Consider the following 14,796-nt stretch of genomic DNA (forward strand, 5'->3'; position numbering starts at 1 on the left):
TGCGACGGCGGAAGAAGAGGAACCGGCTCAAGCGGCCGGGGAGGGGGAGGAAGCGAGCCGGGTGCGGAGCGTGGGCTTGTCGATCTTGCCGACCGGATTCTTGGGAAGGCTCTCCAGCGCGATGACGCGATCCGGGAGCTTGTAGCGGGACAGCGAGCCGCGGCAGTGCTCGACAAGGCTCTCCGCGGTGACGGCAGCGTCCGGGCGCAGCGCGACGAAGGCGACGGGCACCTCGCCGAGCACGTCATGGGCGGCCCCGACGACGGCTGCCTCGAACACCTCTGGGTGGCCGTACAGGACCGACTCGATCTCCTTGGGATAAATGTTCTCCCCGCCACGGATGATCATGTCCTTGATCCGGTCGACGATCATCAGATAGCCGTCCTCGGCGAACCGGCCGACGTCGCCCGTGTGCAGCCAGCCGTCGACGACCGTACGCGCCGTCTCCTCAGGCCTGTTGAGGTAGCCGCGCATCACATTGGGGCCTCGTACGACCACTTCGCCGGTGGAGCCGCGCGGCAGCAGACCCCCCGACGCGTCCATGACGGCAACTTCCTGCCCTGGCATGGGCAGGCCCACCGTGCCGGGTTTACGCAGTCCGTCGACGGGATTCACCGTCGAGGCGCAGGTACCTTCCGACAGCCCGTAGCCCTCCACGACCGGGATGCCGTACCGGCTTTCGAACCGCTCGATGAGCTGTGCGGGCATCGGCGCGGCCCCGCACGCCGCGAACCGGACGGAGGAGGTGTCGGGCCGCTGCGACTCCGGCAGCGCCGTCAGCGTCGCGAAGATCGTGGGTACGGCCGAGAAGCAGGTGGGCCGTACCGCCTCGACGGTCTGGAAGAACGTGTCCGCCTTGAAGCGTCCGGAGACGGTGACCCGGCCGCCCGCGAGCAGCGGTGACAGCACGCTGACGACGATGCCGTTGACGTGGAAGAGAGGGAGGACCAGCAGGCTGTGTTCGTCCTTGCCCAGCCGCGATGTCTGGACCATCATCGTGGCCATCGCAGACAGGTTGGCGTGGGAGAGCATGACGCCCTTCGGCCGCCCTGTGGTGCCGCTCGTATAGATCAGCAACGCCAGCGCATCGGCGTCGCCAGGTGCAGGATGCTGCCGGCTCCCGGCGTTTTTCCGGGCGCAGTTCACCAGCCCGGCCGAGTCTGTCGGCTCCACGCCGCTGAGGAGATCCGCGACGCCGATCTCCTCAGCGGCCAGGGCCGGGCCGCCATCCAGGCGGATGACGACCTTCGCTGCCGAGTCGGCGATCTGGTATCCCGCTTCGGTGGCGGTCAGCGCCGGATTCACCGGGGTCACCACCGCCCCGAGCCGCCACGCCGCGAAGAGCGCGACCACGAATTCGACGCGGTTGGGGAGCATCACCGCCACCACGTCACCGCTCCCGACTCCGCGCCGGCGCAGGCATGCGGCCGCCGCATCGACCCATGCCAGGAATCCGGCATTGCTCAAGCTCACAGAATCGTCAGCGACGCTCGGGGCGTCGGGGTGGCCCATCGCCCGCCCATCAGGCAGTACCGCAAAATGCATGTCGGCTCCTTCGTCACAGCGCGTTTCTCCGCGCTGTGACGAGGACACTACGAACGCGCTGCAGCGTGGGCCCATGGGCGCGGGAGACGACTGTGGCAGCGTCCGTTGTGCACGTGGCACAAGCCGTGCGGCGCGGCTCGACTCCGGTCAGTGCCAGTGCCGCGCCACAAAGAACGCCGGGCGGTCATGCCGGGTTCTGCTCGCCGCTGGTGGCCGGGCCGCCGGCGGTGCCGCGAACAGCGGACAGGACGTTGATCTGCCGGCGGTCACGCTCCTGGCTCAGTTGGGCCCAGGAGCCGGAACCGTAGGCGTTCTCAACTGCCTTGACGAGCCGTTCGGTCTGTTCGGGGGTCTGCTCGGGCTGCCCGAAGTCCCACATCTGTTGCATCGACGCACCGATGTGCTCGGCCATGTGCCGGTAGCCGCCCGGTCCACCGCCGAGGTGCGCGGCGAGGAAGGGCCCCACGGTCGCCCAGCGCAGCCCGAGCGAGTTCACCACCACCAGATCCAGCTCGGCCGGCCCGACCACACCCTGCTCGACCAGGTATATGGCCTCGCGGCTCAGGGCGTTCTGCAGGCGGTTGCCGACGAAGCCGGGGATCTCCTTGCGCTCCACCACCGGCAGCCGTCCCACGCAGCGGTAGAACTCCACCGCCCGTGCCACGGATTCCTCGGACGTGCGCTCGCCGGGGACCACTTCGACCAGCGGTACCACGTGCGGCGGGTTGAAGGGGTGGCCGATCAGTACCCGGCTCGCGTCCTCGAGGCCCTCGGTGAACACCGTGGAGGGGATCGCCGAGGAAGAGCTGAGCAGCAGCGCATGCTTCGGGGCCTCGCGGACCAAGGTGGCGAACAGCTCTCGCTTGAAGCCGACGTTCTCCGGGCCGTTCTCCTGGACGACATCGGCGTTCCGCACGGCCTCCGTGACGTCAGCGGCCAGGTGCACCCGGTCCGTGATGCCCTGGACGTCCAGCCCCTGGTGTGCCAGCGGCGAAGCCGCCGAGGCCAGTGCCGAATCGACCGCCTCCGCGAGATCCGGCCGCGGGTCGGTGACCCATACGTCCATGCCGTGCGCGGCGAACAACGCCGCCCACGACAGCCCTATGGTTCCGGCACCGACCACCGCTGCGGTGGTGAACGACTCGCTCAACCCCGCACTGTGCTCGGCCGGTTCGCGCGTCATCGGCTGCCACCCGCTTCGGTTCGCAGATAGTCGTGCACGGGCTTGGCGGGGGCCAGGGTGAGATCGGTGAGGATGTGGCTGGCGGAGACGATCTCGCGCACCGGCAGGTCGGCCAGCGGAGCGAGGACGTGCGCGAACAGCTGGAGCCGAGCGGGACCGGTCCAGGCCTCCTTCACCACGACATCGGTGATCTCGGTGCGCACCAGCTGCGCCACCTGCGGCAGGTCGCCGAAGCCCGGGACCAGCTTGAGCAGATACGTCGGCACGGTGATCTGGGCCTTCGCTTCCTCGGGGTCCATGGAGTGGTGCTTGTAGCCCATCGTCGCGGCCGCCACCCGGAGCGTTCCGTAGTCGAGGAAGCCGACGAGAGCGCCGGAGTCCACGTACAGACCGGGGGAGCCGATGGTCTTCGGATAGGCACCGGCCTCGCGACCGGAGGCGGTCGCCTGGAAGTTGTCCAGGTACATGGCGTGGAGGTACTCGCCTCGCTCGCCTTCGTAGCGGACCCGGATCGCCTGCCCGGACTCGGTGTACGGGCCATAGCCCGTGACGTCGCCCATCCGCATGACCTCGAAGCGCACCAGCGGTTCGTCGATCTCCAGAGGCTCCGGCACCACCGCGCGCAGGGCGTCGGCGTCGGTGCGGTACACGATGTTGAGGTACTCGCGGTTGGTGAATCGTGGCACGACCGGGGCGTATGCCGGGTTCAGCAGCGGGGTCGCGATGTGCCCCGCCACGTCGACTTCTTTCATGATCTCTTCTCCTGTGTTTCTACTCGCCACGCCAGAGGGGGGTCCGGCGCTCCGCGAAGGCCGTCATGCCTTCGCGGACGTCGGCGGAGGCCATCAAGGCCGCCGTCTCCCGCCGCTGGGCGCTGAACGCCTCGGTTTCGGGCACTCCGTCGGCGGCGCGGACGATCCTCTTGACGGCGGCGAGCGCCAACGGGGCGTTCGCCGCGAGCTGCTCGGCGAGTTGCAGCGCGACCGCGGTGGTCTCTGAGGCGGGTACCACTCGGTTGGCGATGCCGAGCCGGCCGGCCCGCTCGCCGGAGATCGGCTCGCCGGTCAGCAGCAGCTCCATGGCCAGGTGGTACGGGATCCGCTTGGGCAGCCGGAGCACTCCGCCCCCGGCCGCGACCAGACCCCGTGTCACCTCCGGCAGGCCGAACTTGGCGTCCTCAGCCGCCACGATGAGGTCGCAGCTCAGGGCCAGCTCGAAGCCGCCGCCCATCGCCCAGCCCTCGACCGCGGCGATCAGCGGCTTGGTGGTCTCGGCCTCGGTCAGCCCAGCGAATCCGCGGCCGGGGACTTCCGGCGACTCACCGGTCAGTGCGGCCTTGAGGTCCATTCCGGCGCTGAAGGTGCCCTCCGCGCCGGTCAGCACACCGGCGCGCAGTGACGGGTCCGCCTCCAGCGTCTCGAGGGCGGCGGCGAGGCCTTCGGCGACGGCCGCGTTGACCGCGTTTCGCGCCTTGGGCCGGTCGATGGTGATGAGCAGGGACGAGCCGAATCGCTCGGACCGTACCTGGGAGGTGTCGTTCATGGCAGCTGTCCTTTGCCGGCTTATCGGTGCTTTGCAGCGAGTTCATCCATGACCTCGTCCGTGTGCTGGCCCGGCAGCGGGGCGAGCCGGCGTACGGAGGCCGGGGTGGCGGAGAAGCGCACCGGAATGCCGATCGAACGGGTGGGCCCCTCGCTCGGATGCTCGACCACATCGAGCAGGTGCCCGTCCCGGACGTACGGGTCCTCACCCGCCCGCTCCAGTTCCAGTACCGGTGCCATGGGGATGCTGTGCTTGGCGCAGACCCGCTCCCACTCCCTGGTTGTCAGCACCGGCGAGCACTGCCCCACGAGATCCATCAGGGCACTGACGTCGGCGTCCTCGATGGTCTTGCCGTTGATGCGCGGGTCGGCTGCGAGGTCGTCGCGGCCCGCCGCGGTGAAGAAGTCCCGGAAGTTCTGGGGGTTGTACGGCATGAGGCAGGCGAGGCCGTCCCGCGTGCGCATCGCCTGGTGACCCTTGGTCAGCGAAAGGGGGAACCCGGTGGGACCCATGGCGGGCTGGAACACATGGCCGGACAGATGCTCGACCAGGGTGAAGGCCAGGAGCGTGTCGGTCATCGGGATCTCGACGTACTGGCCGGAGCCCGTCCTGTTCCGGTGCACCAGCGCGGCGAGTGCGGCGTAGACGATGGTCAGCGCGGAGACCTTGTCGCCCAGGATCGTGGGCAGATAGACCGGCTCGCCGAGCGCCCGGTTCGCCACGTCCACGAGGCCGGAGGCGGCCTGGATCGTCTCGTCGTAGGCGGCGTTGCCCGCGCGGTCGGAGTCGCCGCGAAAACCCTGACCGTGGGCGTAGACCAGACCCGGATTGCGTACCGAGACGTTGGCGTAGTCCAGACCGAGGCGGGCCAGGGCGCCGGGCCGCATATTGGTGATCAGCACGTCAGCCGTGTCGATCAGGTCCAGAGCCCGTTCACGGTCGGCGTCGTCCTTCAGATTCAGGGCAATGCTTCGCTTGTTGCGGTTCACGTTGAGCGCGAGCGGTGTCATGCCCGGCGTGTGGCGGTAGGGGCCGACCCGTACACCGTCCGACGGCGACTCGATCTTGATTACGTCCGCGCCGAGGTCGCCCAGGGTCTGTGCGGCATAGGGACCCATCACCACCGTCGACAGGTCGATCACTCGCACGCCGTCCAGCGGGCCGGCGACGTTCTCGGCCGTGATGTCCATCATGGTTCCTGTTCTCGCGGCTGTCCGTTCCCTCACCGAAGCTAGTGAGGATTACGAGAACTGGGAATTACCATGTGCAGAAAACCGGTGTGACCGCAGCGGTCACACCGGTTGCCTTTTACGGTCCTCATGAGGGAAAAGGAAATATGTCACATGGAAACGGGGTCGCTGAAGATCGTACGGGCCCGCGCGATGACAGTTTCGAGGTCGGCGCCGTCGAGCGCCCGGTCCTTACGGAACAAGAGCCCTGTGACCAGGGAAGATGGAAAGTCGTCGATGGGCAGTACGGCCACGTTGTCCAGCCGGTGCAAATGCATCGGACTGTCCGGTGAAAGCATCGTCATCGAGAAGGCGATACTGCTGGAAATCAGCTCCGACGCGCCTGCGTAATCCCCGGTATTTATCCGGATTCTTTTCCTGATGCCGGCGGAGTTGAGTCGTGCGTCGATCTCCTCGAAATATGCGGGAACGGCGTCATTCGGCATGGTCGCATAGGGCAGATCCACCAGGTCTGCCAGCGAGAGTGACTTCCGGCCGGCGAACCGGTCGGCCGGCACGGCCGCGCCCAGTCGCTCCGTCATGACCTCGATGACCTCGAGTGCGGGGTCGGAGGCGGGCAACCGGGCCAGCGCAAGTGCCAGCCTGCCGTCGTGCACCGCGGCGATCAGACCCGCCGAGGTGCCGGGCCAGCGCTTCAGGTCGCACTCCTCGCGGCAGGCCTCTTCCAGCAGAGAGACCCGGTCGCGCAAGACGGGGTGCGGCGTGGGCGGCATGCCGATGAACAGTGTTCTGCGCCGGCGGGACATGGCCTCGTCCAGCCGCCAAGGGATCGAATTGACGCGGTCGAGCACGTCTCGCGCCATGGGCAGGAGCGTGGCGCCCGCCGGGGTCAAAGTGACCTGGTGCGTGGTGCGTTCGAACAACGCCTGATCGAGCTCGCGCTCAAGGTCCTTGATGCGCTGGCTCAGCGGAGATGTCGCCATGTGCAGCTTGCGCGCGGCCCGCGAAAAGTTCAGTTCCTCGGCGACGGCTACGAAGTAGCGAAGGTGCAGCATCTCCACCGGACCAAGCTACCTGCAGCTGCCGGGCCGTCAGCATGCGGTCCTCTCCGTGTAGTCGGGGAGCCGGCCGCGGCCACACGGGCATCGCCCGGCTGCATGCCCAGAACGGTCACCACCGCACCCTCTGGCCCTCCTCGGGCCGGGGTGCTGTCGGCTGAGGGCCCGCATCAGCCGGTCGGACGCGGCAGGCAGCTGCAGCCGCGCGGGTGCGAAGAGCGGCTCTGCGCGCGGCCGCCTTCCGACCGCGCAGTGCGTAACTGCCGCATCCGCGCCACTGCGACGGTGAGACGCGTGCTCGCTGTCCACTGTGGGCGATCATCGCGTTGACCGATGTCAGCGGGTCCGAGCCGATCGCCTTGGCCAGCAGCATGCCGACGGCCAGTGGCAGCAGGACAACGGCCAGCGCCGTGCCGGTGGTGGTGACGTGCTGCATGCGAGGGTGGCGTGGTGCGTCAGGGCTCATGGTTCTGATTCGACCAGCACCGGCAGTGCCGGGAAATCGGCCGACATACTCAAGCCGTCCGGCCTGACGTACTCACATGTCTGGGCAGTCGACGCACCGTACTGACCCACCTGACCACGCGGGTTGAGGCACGGAAGGGCCAAGTGGGCTACAGGCGGCCGCCGGTGAGGCGCGAGAGGGGGCCGCGCCGGCGAAGCCCCGCGCGACGGCCCAGCGCATAGGAGGAGGCCACCGCGGTGGCCACACCCGCGCTCACGCCGGCCGCGAGGGCCTTGCGGGCCTTGACGAGAGTCCAGGCCATGCCCGCCTTGGCCCCTGCCTGGCCGGCCGTGGAGCCGACGGCCCGCTGAACCGTCCTGGCCCTGTCGGCGACCGCCCCGCCGAACCCGGCGAGCGCTTCCTTGCCGCCCTGCGCGGCGGACCAGGTGGCGTCCTTGGCCTCCCGCGCCGCCGTCGTGGACGCGGCCGTGGCGCCTTTCGCCGTGGCGGCAGAGGACGCCGCGGAGTCCTTGGCGTCCCGAGCGGGCGCCTTGGGGCCGTTGGAGGCGGCCCTCTTCGCCGACCGGGAAGTCGTTGTCTGCGGGGTTGAGTTGGTGGAATTCTTGGATTCAGCCATGATGTCCGGGTAACCGGTCACTCCGATGGCAAACCGAAACCCTTACGGGCAGCGGTCGGGTCACTGTGACTTCTCACACCGCATTCCATACGACGTCGGGCAAGGCGGGCAGTCCTGGCCTTCGCTCCGCTCAGCGCACCGGGATGATGTCGGGGGCGCCGAGCCGTACCGCGTCGGCGGTCCGGTCGTCCGGCTGCTGCTGGGCCTCGCGTTCGGCCGCCACCCGCTTCAGGTAGTGGTCGACTTCGCGGTCCTGCCGCGCCCGGTCCCACTTGAGGTGAGGTGCCATCAGTTCGGCGACGGTACGCGCCGCGTCCACGCCGCGGTCCCAGGACTCGATGGAGATCCGGGTACGCCGGGCGAGTACATCGTCAAGATGGCGGGCTCCTTCGTGGGTCACCGCGTACACGGCCTCGACGCGCAGATAGTCGTCGGAGCTCGGCAACGGCTCGCCGAGCGAGGGGTCGGCCGCGACCATGGCGAGCAGCTCGTGGACCATGGAGCCGTAGCGGTTCAGCAGGTGCTCGATGCGGGCGACATGCAGCCCGGAGCGCTCGGCGAGGCTGTGCCGGGAGTTCCACAGGGCCGGATAGCCGTCGGCGCCGAGCAGCGGAACGCGCTGCGTGACGCAGTCGGCCACCTTCTCGTCCAGACCGCGGGCCGCCTCGTCGACCGCGTCCTTGGCCATCACCCGGTAGGTCGTGAATTTGCCGCCGGCCACCACGACGAGCCCGGGGACCGGGTGCGCGACCAGGTGCTCCCGAGAGAGCTTGCTGGTCTCCGCGGCCTCACCGGACAGCAGGGGGCGCAGACCGGCGTAGACGCCCTCGACGTCCTCTGCCGCCAAGGGTGTGATCAGCACGCGGTTGACGTGCTCCAGCAGGTAGCCGACGTCCTTGGAACTCGTCGCCGGATGGGCCTTGTCCAGGGTCCAGTCGGTGTCGGTCGTCCCGATGATCCAGTGCCGCCCCCACGGAATGACGAACAGCACGCTCTTCTCGGTGCGCAGGATCAGCCCCGTGTGGGAGATGATCCGGTCACGCGGGACCAGCAGATGCACGCCCTTGGAGGCGCGGACGTGGAACTGCCCCCGGGTGCCGGCCATGGTCTGGGTGTCGTCGGTCCACACGCCGGTCGCGTTGATGACCTGCTTGGCGGACACCTCGGTCTCGTTGCCGCTCTCCACGTCCGTGACCACGGCGCCCACCACCCGCTCGCCCTGGCGCAGGAAGCGGCTGACGCGGGTCCCATTGGCGACCAACGCCCCGTAGGCGGCTGCTGTACGGGCGAGGAACAAGGTGTGCCGGGCATCGTCCACCTGGGCGTCCCAGTACTGGATCGCGCCGACCAGCGCGTCGGAGCGCAGCGCGGGTGCCTCACGCAGGGCCTGGCGCTTGAGCAGGTGGCGGTGGTGGGGCAGGCCGCTGGAGGTGCCCGAGGCCACGGCCATGGTGTCGTAGAGCAGCACGCCGGCGCCGACGTACGGGCGCTCCCAGACCCGGTGTTGCAGCGGGTAGAGGAAGGGCACCGGCCGCACCAGATGCGGGGCCAGCAGCTGGAGCAGCAGTCCCCGCTCCTTGAGTGCCTCGGCGACGAGCCGGAAGTCCAGCATCTCGAGGTAGCGCAGGCCGCCGTGAATCAGCTTGCTGGAGCGGCTGGAAGTGCCCGAGGCCCAGTCCCGGGCTTCGACGAGGCCGACCCGCAGGCCCCGGGTGGCGGCATCCAGGGCCGACCCGGCGCCCACGACACCGCCACCGACGACGAGGACGTCCAGCTCACCTTCCCCCAGCCGGGCGAGGGCCTGCGCGCGTGCCTCGGGTGAGAGAGCCACCGGATTCACCATCGGCCTCCTACTCGTGCTGCGGCCTCGTGCTGCGCACGTGCCGGGGGCGCCCGCGGGCGCCCCCGGCCTGGGCCTACTCGACTGTGGCCCAGTCGAACGTGCGCTCCACCGCCTTCTTCCAGCCCGCGTATCCGTCCGCGCGCTGTTCCTCGGACCACTGGGGCTCCCAGCGCTTGGACTCCTGCCAGTGGGTGCGCAGCTCGTCGGTGTCTCCCCAGAAGCCGGTGGCCAGACCGGCCGCGTAGGCGGCACCGAGCGCAGTGGTCTCGGCGACGACCGGGCGGCTGACCGGTACGCCGAGGACATCGGCCTGGATCTGCATGCACAGGTCGTTGGCCGTGACACCGCCGTCGACCTTGAGCACGTCCAGATGGACGCCGGAGTCCTGCTCCATGGCCTCCACCACGTCCCGGCTCTGGTAGCAGATGGCTTCCAGGGTGGCCCGCGCCAGGTGGCCGTTGCTGTTGTACCGGGCGAGGCCGACGATCGCGCCGCGGGCGTCGGAGCGCCAGTACGGGGCGAACAGGCCCGAGAAGGCGGGGACGAAGTACATGCCGCCGTTGTCCTCGACGCTCAGGGCCAGACGCTCGCTCTCGGCAGCATCAGTGATGATCTTCATCTGGTCGCGCAGCCATTGCACCGCGGACCCGGTGACGGCGATGGAGCCCTCCAGGGCGTAGATCGCCGGGCTGTCGCCGAACTGGTACGCCACGGTGGTGAGAAGGCCGTGCTGCGAGCGGACCAGTTCGGTACCGGTGTTGAGCACCAGGAAGTTGCCGGTGCCATAGGTGTTCTTGGCCTCGCCGGGCGCGTAGCAGACCTGCCCGACGGTGGCCGCCTGCTGGTCGCCGAGCACCCCGGTGATGGGGACGGCGGCGCGCAGTGGCCGGGAGGTACGGGTCTCGCCGTACGCCTCCCGGTGGGAGGACGGGTTGATGGTGGGCAGCATCGCCCGGGGGATGTCGAAGAACCCCAGCAACTCGTCGTCCCAGTCGAGGGTCTCCAGGTTCATCAGCATGGTGCGGCTGGCGTTGGTCACGTCAGTGGCGTGGATTCCGCCCTCGGGGCCGCCAGTGAGGTTCCACAGCACCCAGCAGTCCGTGTTGCCGAAGAGGGCATGGCCCTGCTCCGCCGCCTCGCGGACGCCGTCGACGTTCTCCAGAATCCACTTGATCTTGCCGCCGGAGAAGTAGGTGGCCGGTGGCAGGCCCGCCTTGCGGCGGATCACGTCGCCCTGGCCAGAGCGTTCCAGAGCGGCCGCAATGGAGTCGGTGCGGGTGTCCTGCCAGACGATGGCGTTGTAGTAGGGACGGCCGTCACGGGGGTCCCAGACGACGGTCGTCTCCCGCTGGTTGGTGATGCCGATCGCCGCCAGGTCGGACGGGGACAGGTTCCCGTGCCGGAGGGCGTTCTGGATCACCGAATTGGTGCGTTCCCAGATCTCCACCGGGTCGTGTTCGACCCACCCCGAGCGCGGGAGTATCTGGGAGTGCTCCAGCTGGTGCTTCGCCACTTCGTTTCCGTCATGGTCGAAGATCATGAAACGGGTGCTGGTGGTTCCCTGGTCCACCGCGCCGACGAAGTCCGCCATGGCATGCCGCCTCTCCTATGGAATGGATTGTGTTGCGGCCTCACGCAGGGCTGGTCAGGCCTCGGGGATCGGGACGCGTCCGGGGGGTTCCGGCTCCGCGGTCGGCAGGAACCGTCCGACGAAGAACTTGTAGAGGAACGCTCCGATCAGGCCGCCGATCAACGGACCGAGGATCGGCACCCAGAAGTAGACGTTCCCGTATTGATCTCGCCACGCTCCGCCATGAGCCTTGATCGTGTGGGTGGGGTCGGCCTTCGCCAGTGGTGCCGGCGAATTCGGCCGAAAGCTCGCCCACCAGCCCTGATCTCTTGAGGCGCTCAGCCATGGGAGCCCGCTTCCCGCCGGCCCAGGGCCGACGCTCGCTTGCCCGATTCCCCCAGGACATCATCGTATGACGATCAAGAGGAGGCCGCACGCGAGGCGATGTGCACCGCACCTGACCAGGGTGGAGACCGGTGCCCGGCGTCGTCGGAGGGAGGGAGGAACGCGGCGCGGGGCGCTCGTCACAGGCGTCCTGACTAGTGGCCCTCCTCGTCGCGAATTCGGTGAAGGAGCTCCTGGGCCTGCCGTTGACCGGTGGTGTCACCCAGGACGGCGAGCAGCGGCAGCGCCTCGGTGGCCGACGCTCCGGCCCGTGCAGGGTGGCCGGCCTCAAAGTGGGCGAGGGCGCAGCCCAGCAGCGTGTGGGCTCGCTGGGTCGGCAGGTGATGGGCGTCGCAGACGGCCAGAGCCTGGGTGTACCGCTCCACCGCTTCGTCATGGCGGCCGAGGTCGTTGAGGGCCTGTCCGAGATGGCGCAGTGCGAGCACGGTGCCCAGCGCACACCCGGCTGCCTGATTGAGGGCAAAGGCATCACGGCAGTACTTGAGGGCCAGGTCGGGCTCCTTGCTGGCGAGATGGGTCATCGCCAGCCCGAGCATGCACTGCGCCTCCATGCCGATCTCGCCCGTCTCGCGGCACAGATGGCCGGCTTCCGCGAAGTGGCTGATCGCGTCATCGAGGGAGTTCCGATCCATGGCAGCCACCGTCCCCTTGACGTAGGCCAGGCGGGGCCTGAAGACCATGTCGTCGAGCCGTGTGGTCAAGAACCCCCGCTGGGCGAGGCCGCGGGCCTGCTCGTGCTGTCCGGTAGCGGCGTACGCCAACGAGAGCACCGCGCACGCCTTGACGATGGCGTCGGGGTCGTCGTCCTCTTCTCCTGCACGCAGCAGTACGTGGCCGAGAGGCAGCAGGGAACCCCAGGAGATGTAGATGTCGGTGAAGGGCATGAGGATCACCAGCTGCCATCCGATGGTGCGTGCGTCGGCGGCGCAGATCGGACGTGTCGGATGGTGGGCTATCTGGAGGGCGACGCCCAGCATGCCGGACTGCTCGGTGATCACCCATCGCTGGGCTTCGGCGCGGTCCGTGAAGCGCGGCCCGCCGGTGATGCCGGGGTCCACGTCGGCCAGTCGGCTGTAGGGCCGGACGGCGCGCAGCGCGGCGCTCATCCCGGCGAGGTGGAAGCGAGCAAGCCGGCTGAGGGCGGCCTGCCGTTCGGCCGGTGCGTCGGTACTCAAGGTGCGGTGGCGGGCGAACAACCGCAGCAGGTCGTGATAGCGGTAGCGCCCGGGATCGCAGGACTCCAGAAGGCCGACGTTGGCCAGGGACTCCAGCATGTCCTCGGCGACGTGCTCGGTGCTGTCCAGAAGGGCTGCGGCGGCGCCCGGTGTGATCTCCGGGACTTCCGGGATGGCCAGCAGCCGGAAGGCCCGTGCCTGGGTGGTCTCCAAGGAGGCGTAGCCGAGTTCGAAGGCCGCGTCCACGGCCAGGCCGCCGGTCTGCAACTCCGTGAGCCTGCGCGAGCGGTCGGTCAGTCGCGTGGTCAGTGAGGTGAACGTCCATCGGGGGCGCGTGGCCAGCCGCGACGCGGCGATACGTACCGCGAGCGGGAGGAGTCCGCAGGCGTGCACGAGGGCACGCGCCGCCTCCGGTTCTTTCCGCAGGCGGTCCGCGCCTGCGATCCGCTCCAGCAGGGCGAGTGCTTCCTGCTCGGTGAAGGGCTCCAGGGCGGTCCGGCTGGTGACAGGCAGGCAGGCCAGGGCCGTGCGGCTGGTGACCAAGGCGGCGCACTCGGCCGTACCGGGCAACAGAGGCTGCACCTGCTCCGTGTTCACGGCGTTGTCGAGCAGTAGCAGCAGACGTCGGCCTGCCAGCCGGGACCGGTACAGGGCTGTGCGTTCGACGTGATCGGCGGGGATGTTCCTCGGGGAGACGCCCAGCGCCAGCAGGAGGGACTGCTGGATCGCGTAGGGGTCCGCCGGCTCGGCACTGGCTCCGCGGAGGTCGACGTACAGCTGACCGTCGGGGAAGTTCTCGCGCGCCCCCTGGGCGGCGCGGACGGCCACGGTTGTCTTGCCCACCCCGCCCATGCCGTGGACGACGCACACGGTCGCGGCCATCGCCGGCTGCCCCGTGGCGCCGGAAAGGGTACGGAGCAGGTCCGCCACTGTCTCCAGGCGACCGGTGAAGTCCGGTACGTCTGCGGGGAGTTGGGCGGGCGGTAGCCAGGCCGGCGCCGGAGCGCGTTCCTCGGGGACGGCTTCCGGGCTGGGGGCCGGTGCGGTCTCGGCCGGCGCCGCCAGCCCCGGGTCGGACCGCAGAATACGTTCGTGCAGGCGGGCCAGATCAGGGCCCGGCTCTATGCCGAGTTCCTTGGACAGGAAGCGGCGGGTTCTGCCGTACCCGGCGAGTGCGTCAGCCTGCCGTCCGCAGCGGTACAGCGCCAGCATCTGCAGGCCGCGAAGCCCTTCGCGCATCGGATGCTCGTCCGCCAGGGCGGACAACTGCGCTGCGGTCTGGGCATGCCGACCCAGTTCGAGGTCCAGGCGCAGCCGCTTCTCGAGCAGGACCAGCCTGAACTCGGTGAACCTGTCGCGCTGTCGCTCGGCGTACTCCCCGGGCACTCCAGTCAGAGGTGTCCCGTCCCACAGTGCCAACGCTTCGCCCAGCAAGCCGGAAGCCCGTGCCCGGTCTCCCGCGTTTACGGCCTGCTCCGCGTCCGCTGCCAGCCGTTCGCACTGTGCGGCGTCGAGGGCTCCCTCGCCCAGCCGCAGCGCGTAGCCGCCGGCCACCGAGACCAGGGTGGCCGGGGCACGCGGATCGGGCTCCAGCGCTGTCCGCAACCGGGAGACGTGATTACGCAGCGCCACCGCCGCGCTCGCCGGCGGATGCCATCCCCAGATGTCGTCCAACAGTTCCTGCACCGACGCAACTTGACCCTCGCGCAGCGCCAGCGCTGCCAGTACCGCGCGCTGCTGCGCCGGCCCGACGTCCAGTTCACGATCGGTGCGCCATGCTCGCAGCGGACCCAGTACGGCGATCCTCAGCCCATCCACGTTCCTGTACTCCTGTACAAACTGCCGTAGCCCTCTCCGTCAGCTCGCGGCAGATGAATGCGCTGCGCTGCACTTACCTGGAAATTACGGGCTCCTGACACCGCATCCGCAGAATTGGTTCTGCGCGAGTGCGGTGCTGTCCGACGGGTGGTGTCGCACCGTTTCCCGGTGCCTCAGCTCCTGCGGCGCCGCCACTCATGCGCGGGTCATGATGTGTTCATGCCAGCGCTGCGCCCGGACGGATGCCGGGTGGTTGCTGTTGGCGGCTTCGGCAAGTGATGGCGCACCGGAGCCGACCGCCCGCTCTCACACCTCTGAGTGATCTTGTCCCACAGTGCTCCGAAGCCCGTTCCCCCCGTTACACCGGCACCGCGAGGCCCCGGTC

At 69.2% G+C, this 14,796-nt stretch carries 11 protein-coding genes and 1 pseudogene; all 12 read right to left on the reverse strand.

Going from position 1 to position 14,796, the window contains the following annotated elements; translation table 11 throughout:
* Positions 1 to 27: 27 nt before the first annotated feature.
* The 12 genes and pseudogenes from OG729_RS37820 to OG729_RS37875 all read right to left on the reverse strand — a co-directional run bounded on the left by OG729_RS37820 (position 28) and on the right by OG729_RS37875 (position 14,411).
* Positions 28 to 1,545, reverse strand: coding sequence for a class I adenylate-forming enzyme family protein (locus tag OG729_RS37820; protein ID WP_405810621.1), 1,518 nt, complete (start codon positions 1,543 to 1,545; stop codon positions 28 to 30).
* Between the two features lie 184 nt (positions 1,546 to 1,729).
* Positions 1,730 to 2,728 carry a 3-hydroxyacyl-CoA dehydrogenase NAD-binding domain-containing protein gene (locus OG729_RS37825; RefSeq protein WP_405810623.1) on the reverse strand — a complete coding sequence of 333 codons (999 nt, stop codon included), beginning with the start codon at positions 2,726 to 2,728 and terminating at the stop codon, positions 1,730 to 1,732.
* A complete protein-coding gene (locus tag OG729_RS37830) occupies positions 2,725 to 3,480 on the reverse strand; it encodes an acetoacetate decarboxylase (protein ID WP_360881948.1) in 756 nt (251 codons plus the stop codon). The genes OG729_RS37825 and OG729_RS37830 overlap by 4 nt, the downstream gene beginning before the upstream one ends.
* A gap of 19 nt (positions 3,481 to 3,499) precedes the next feature.
* Positions 3,500 to 4,270: a crotonase/enoyl-CoA hydratase family protein gene (locus OG729_RS37835; protein WP_405810625.1), complete on the reverse strand. Its 771-nt coding sequence runs from the start codon at positions 4,268 to 4,270 to the stop codon at positions 3,500 to 3,502.
* Between the two features lie 20 nt (positions 4,271 to 4,290).
* The gene (locus OG729_RS37840) at positions 4,291 to 5,463 is read right to left on the reverse strand and encodes a CaiB/BaiF CoA transferase family protein (RefSeq protein ID WP_405810627.1); all 1,173 of its coding nucleotides are present in this window, start codon (positions 5,461 to 5,463) and stop codon (positions 4,291 to 4,293) included.
* Positions 5,464 to 5,609: 146 nt separating this feature from the next.
* Positions 5,610 to 6,515 carry a LysR family transcriptional regulator gene (locus OG729_RS37845; RefSeq protein ID WP_405811428.1) on the reverse strand — a complete coding sequence of 302 codons (906 nt, stop codon included), beginning with the start codon at positions 6,513 to 6,515 and terminating at the stop codon, positions 5,610 to 5,612.
* Between the two features lie 115 nt (positions 6,516 to 6,630).
* The gene (locus tag OG729_RS37850; protein ID WP_360881942.1) at positions 6,631 to 6,984 is read right to left on the reverse strand and encodes a hypothetical protein; all 354 of its coding nucleotides are present in this window, start codon (positions 6,982 to 6,984) and stop codon (positions 6,631 to 6,633) included.
* A gap of 148 nt (positions 6,985 to 7,132) precedes the next feature.
* Entirely contained in the window at positions 7,133 to 7,600 is a 468-nt protein-coding gene (locus OG729_RS37855; protein ID WP_405810629.1) for a hypothetical protein, read from the reverse strand.
* Between the two features lie 130 nt (positions 7,601 to 7,730).
* Positions 7,731 to 9,443, reverse strand: coding sequence for a glycerol-3-phosphate dehydrogenase/oxidase (locus OG729_RS37860; RefSeq protein WP_360881938.1), 1,713 nt, complete (start codon positions 9,441 to 9,443; stop codon positions 7,731 to 7,733).
* Between the two features lie 73 nt (positions 9,444 to 9,516).
* Positions 9,517 to 11,034 carry a glycerol kinase GlpK gene (glpK, locus tag OG729_RS37865; RefSeq protein ID WP_360881936.1) on the reverse strand — a complete coding sequence of 506 codons (1,518 nt, stop codon included), beginning with the start codon at positions 11,032 to 11,034 and terminating at the stop codon, positions 9,517 to 9,519.
* Between the two features lie 54 nt (positions 11,035 to 11,088).
* Positions 11,089 to 11,268 (reverse strand): annotated as a pseudogene (locus OG729_RS37870) (aquaporin); the annotation flags it as partial.
* A 284-nt stretch (positions 11,269 to 11,552) separates the two neighbouring features.
* A complete protein-coding gene (locus OG729_RS37875) occupies positions 11,553 to 14,411 on the reverse strand; it encodes a BTAD domain-containing putative transcriptional regulator (RefSeq protein WP_405810631.1) in 2,859 nt (952 codons plus the stop codon).
* Between the last annotated feature and the right edge of the window lie 385 nt (positions 14,412 to 14,796).

The sequence above is a fragment of the Streptomyces sp. NBC_00210 genome, assembly GCF_045160975.1.
Taxonomy (GTDB): Bacteria; Actinomycetota; Actinomycetes; order Streptomycetales; family Streptomycetaceae; genus Streptomyces.

Bases quoted from the DNA above. Each gene is read 5' to 3' on its own strand.
- OG729_RS37840 (WP_405810627.1), bottom strand. From the start codon at position 5,463: ATGATGGACATCACGGCCGAGAACGTCGCCGGCCCGCTGGACGGCGTG.
- OG729_RS37855 (WP_405810629.1), bottom strand. From the start codon at position 7,600: ATGGCTGAATCCAAGAATTCCACCAACTCAACCCCGCAGACAACGACT.
- OG729_RS37835 (WP_405810625.1), bottom strand. From the start codon at position 4,270: ATGAACGACACCTCCCAGGTACGGTCCGAGCGATTCGGCTCGTCCCTG.
- OG729_RS37850 (WP_360881942.1), bottom strand. From the start codon at position 6,984: ATGAGCCCTGACGCACCACGCCACCCTCGCATGCAGCACGTCACCACC.
- OG729_RS37830 (WP_360881948.1), bottom strand. From the start codon at position 3,480: ATGAAAGAAGTCGACGTGGCGGGGCACATCGCGACCCCGCTGCTGAAC.
- OG729_RS37820 (WP_405810621.1), bottom strand. From the start codon at position 1,545: ATGCATTTTGCGGTACTGCCTGATGGGCGGGCGATGGGCCACCCCGAC.
- OG729_RS37845 (WP_405811428.1), bottom strand. From the start codon at position 6,515: ATGCTGCACCTTCGCTACTTCGTAGCCGTCGCCGAGGAACTGAACTTT.
- glpK (WP_360881936.1), bottom strand. From the start codon at position 11,034: ATGGCGGACTTCGTCGGCGCGGTGGACCAGGGAACCACCAGCACCCGT.
- OG729_RS37860 (WP_360881938.1), bottom strand. From the start codon at position 9,443: ATGGTGAATCCGGTGGCTCTCTCACCCGAGGCACGCGCGCAGGCCCTC.
- OG729_RS37825 (WP_405810623.1), bottom strand. From the start codon at position 2,728: ATGACGCGCGAACCGGCCGAGCACAGTGCGGGGTTGAGCGAGTCGTTC.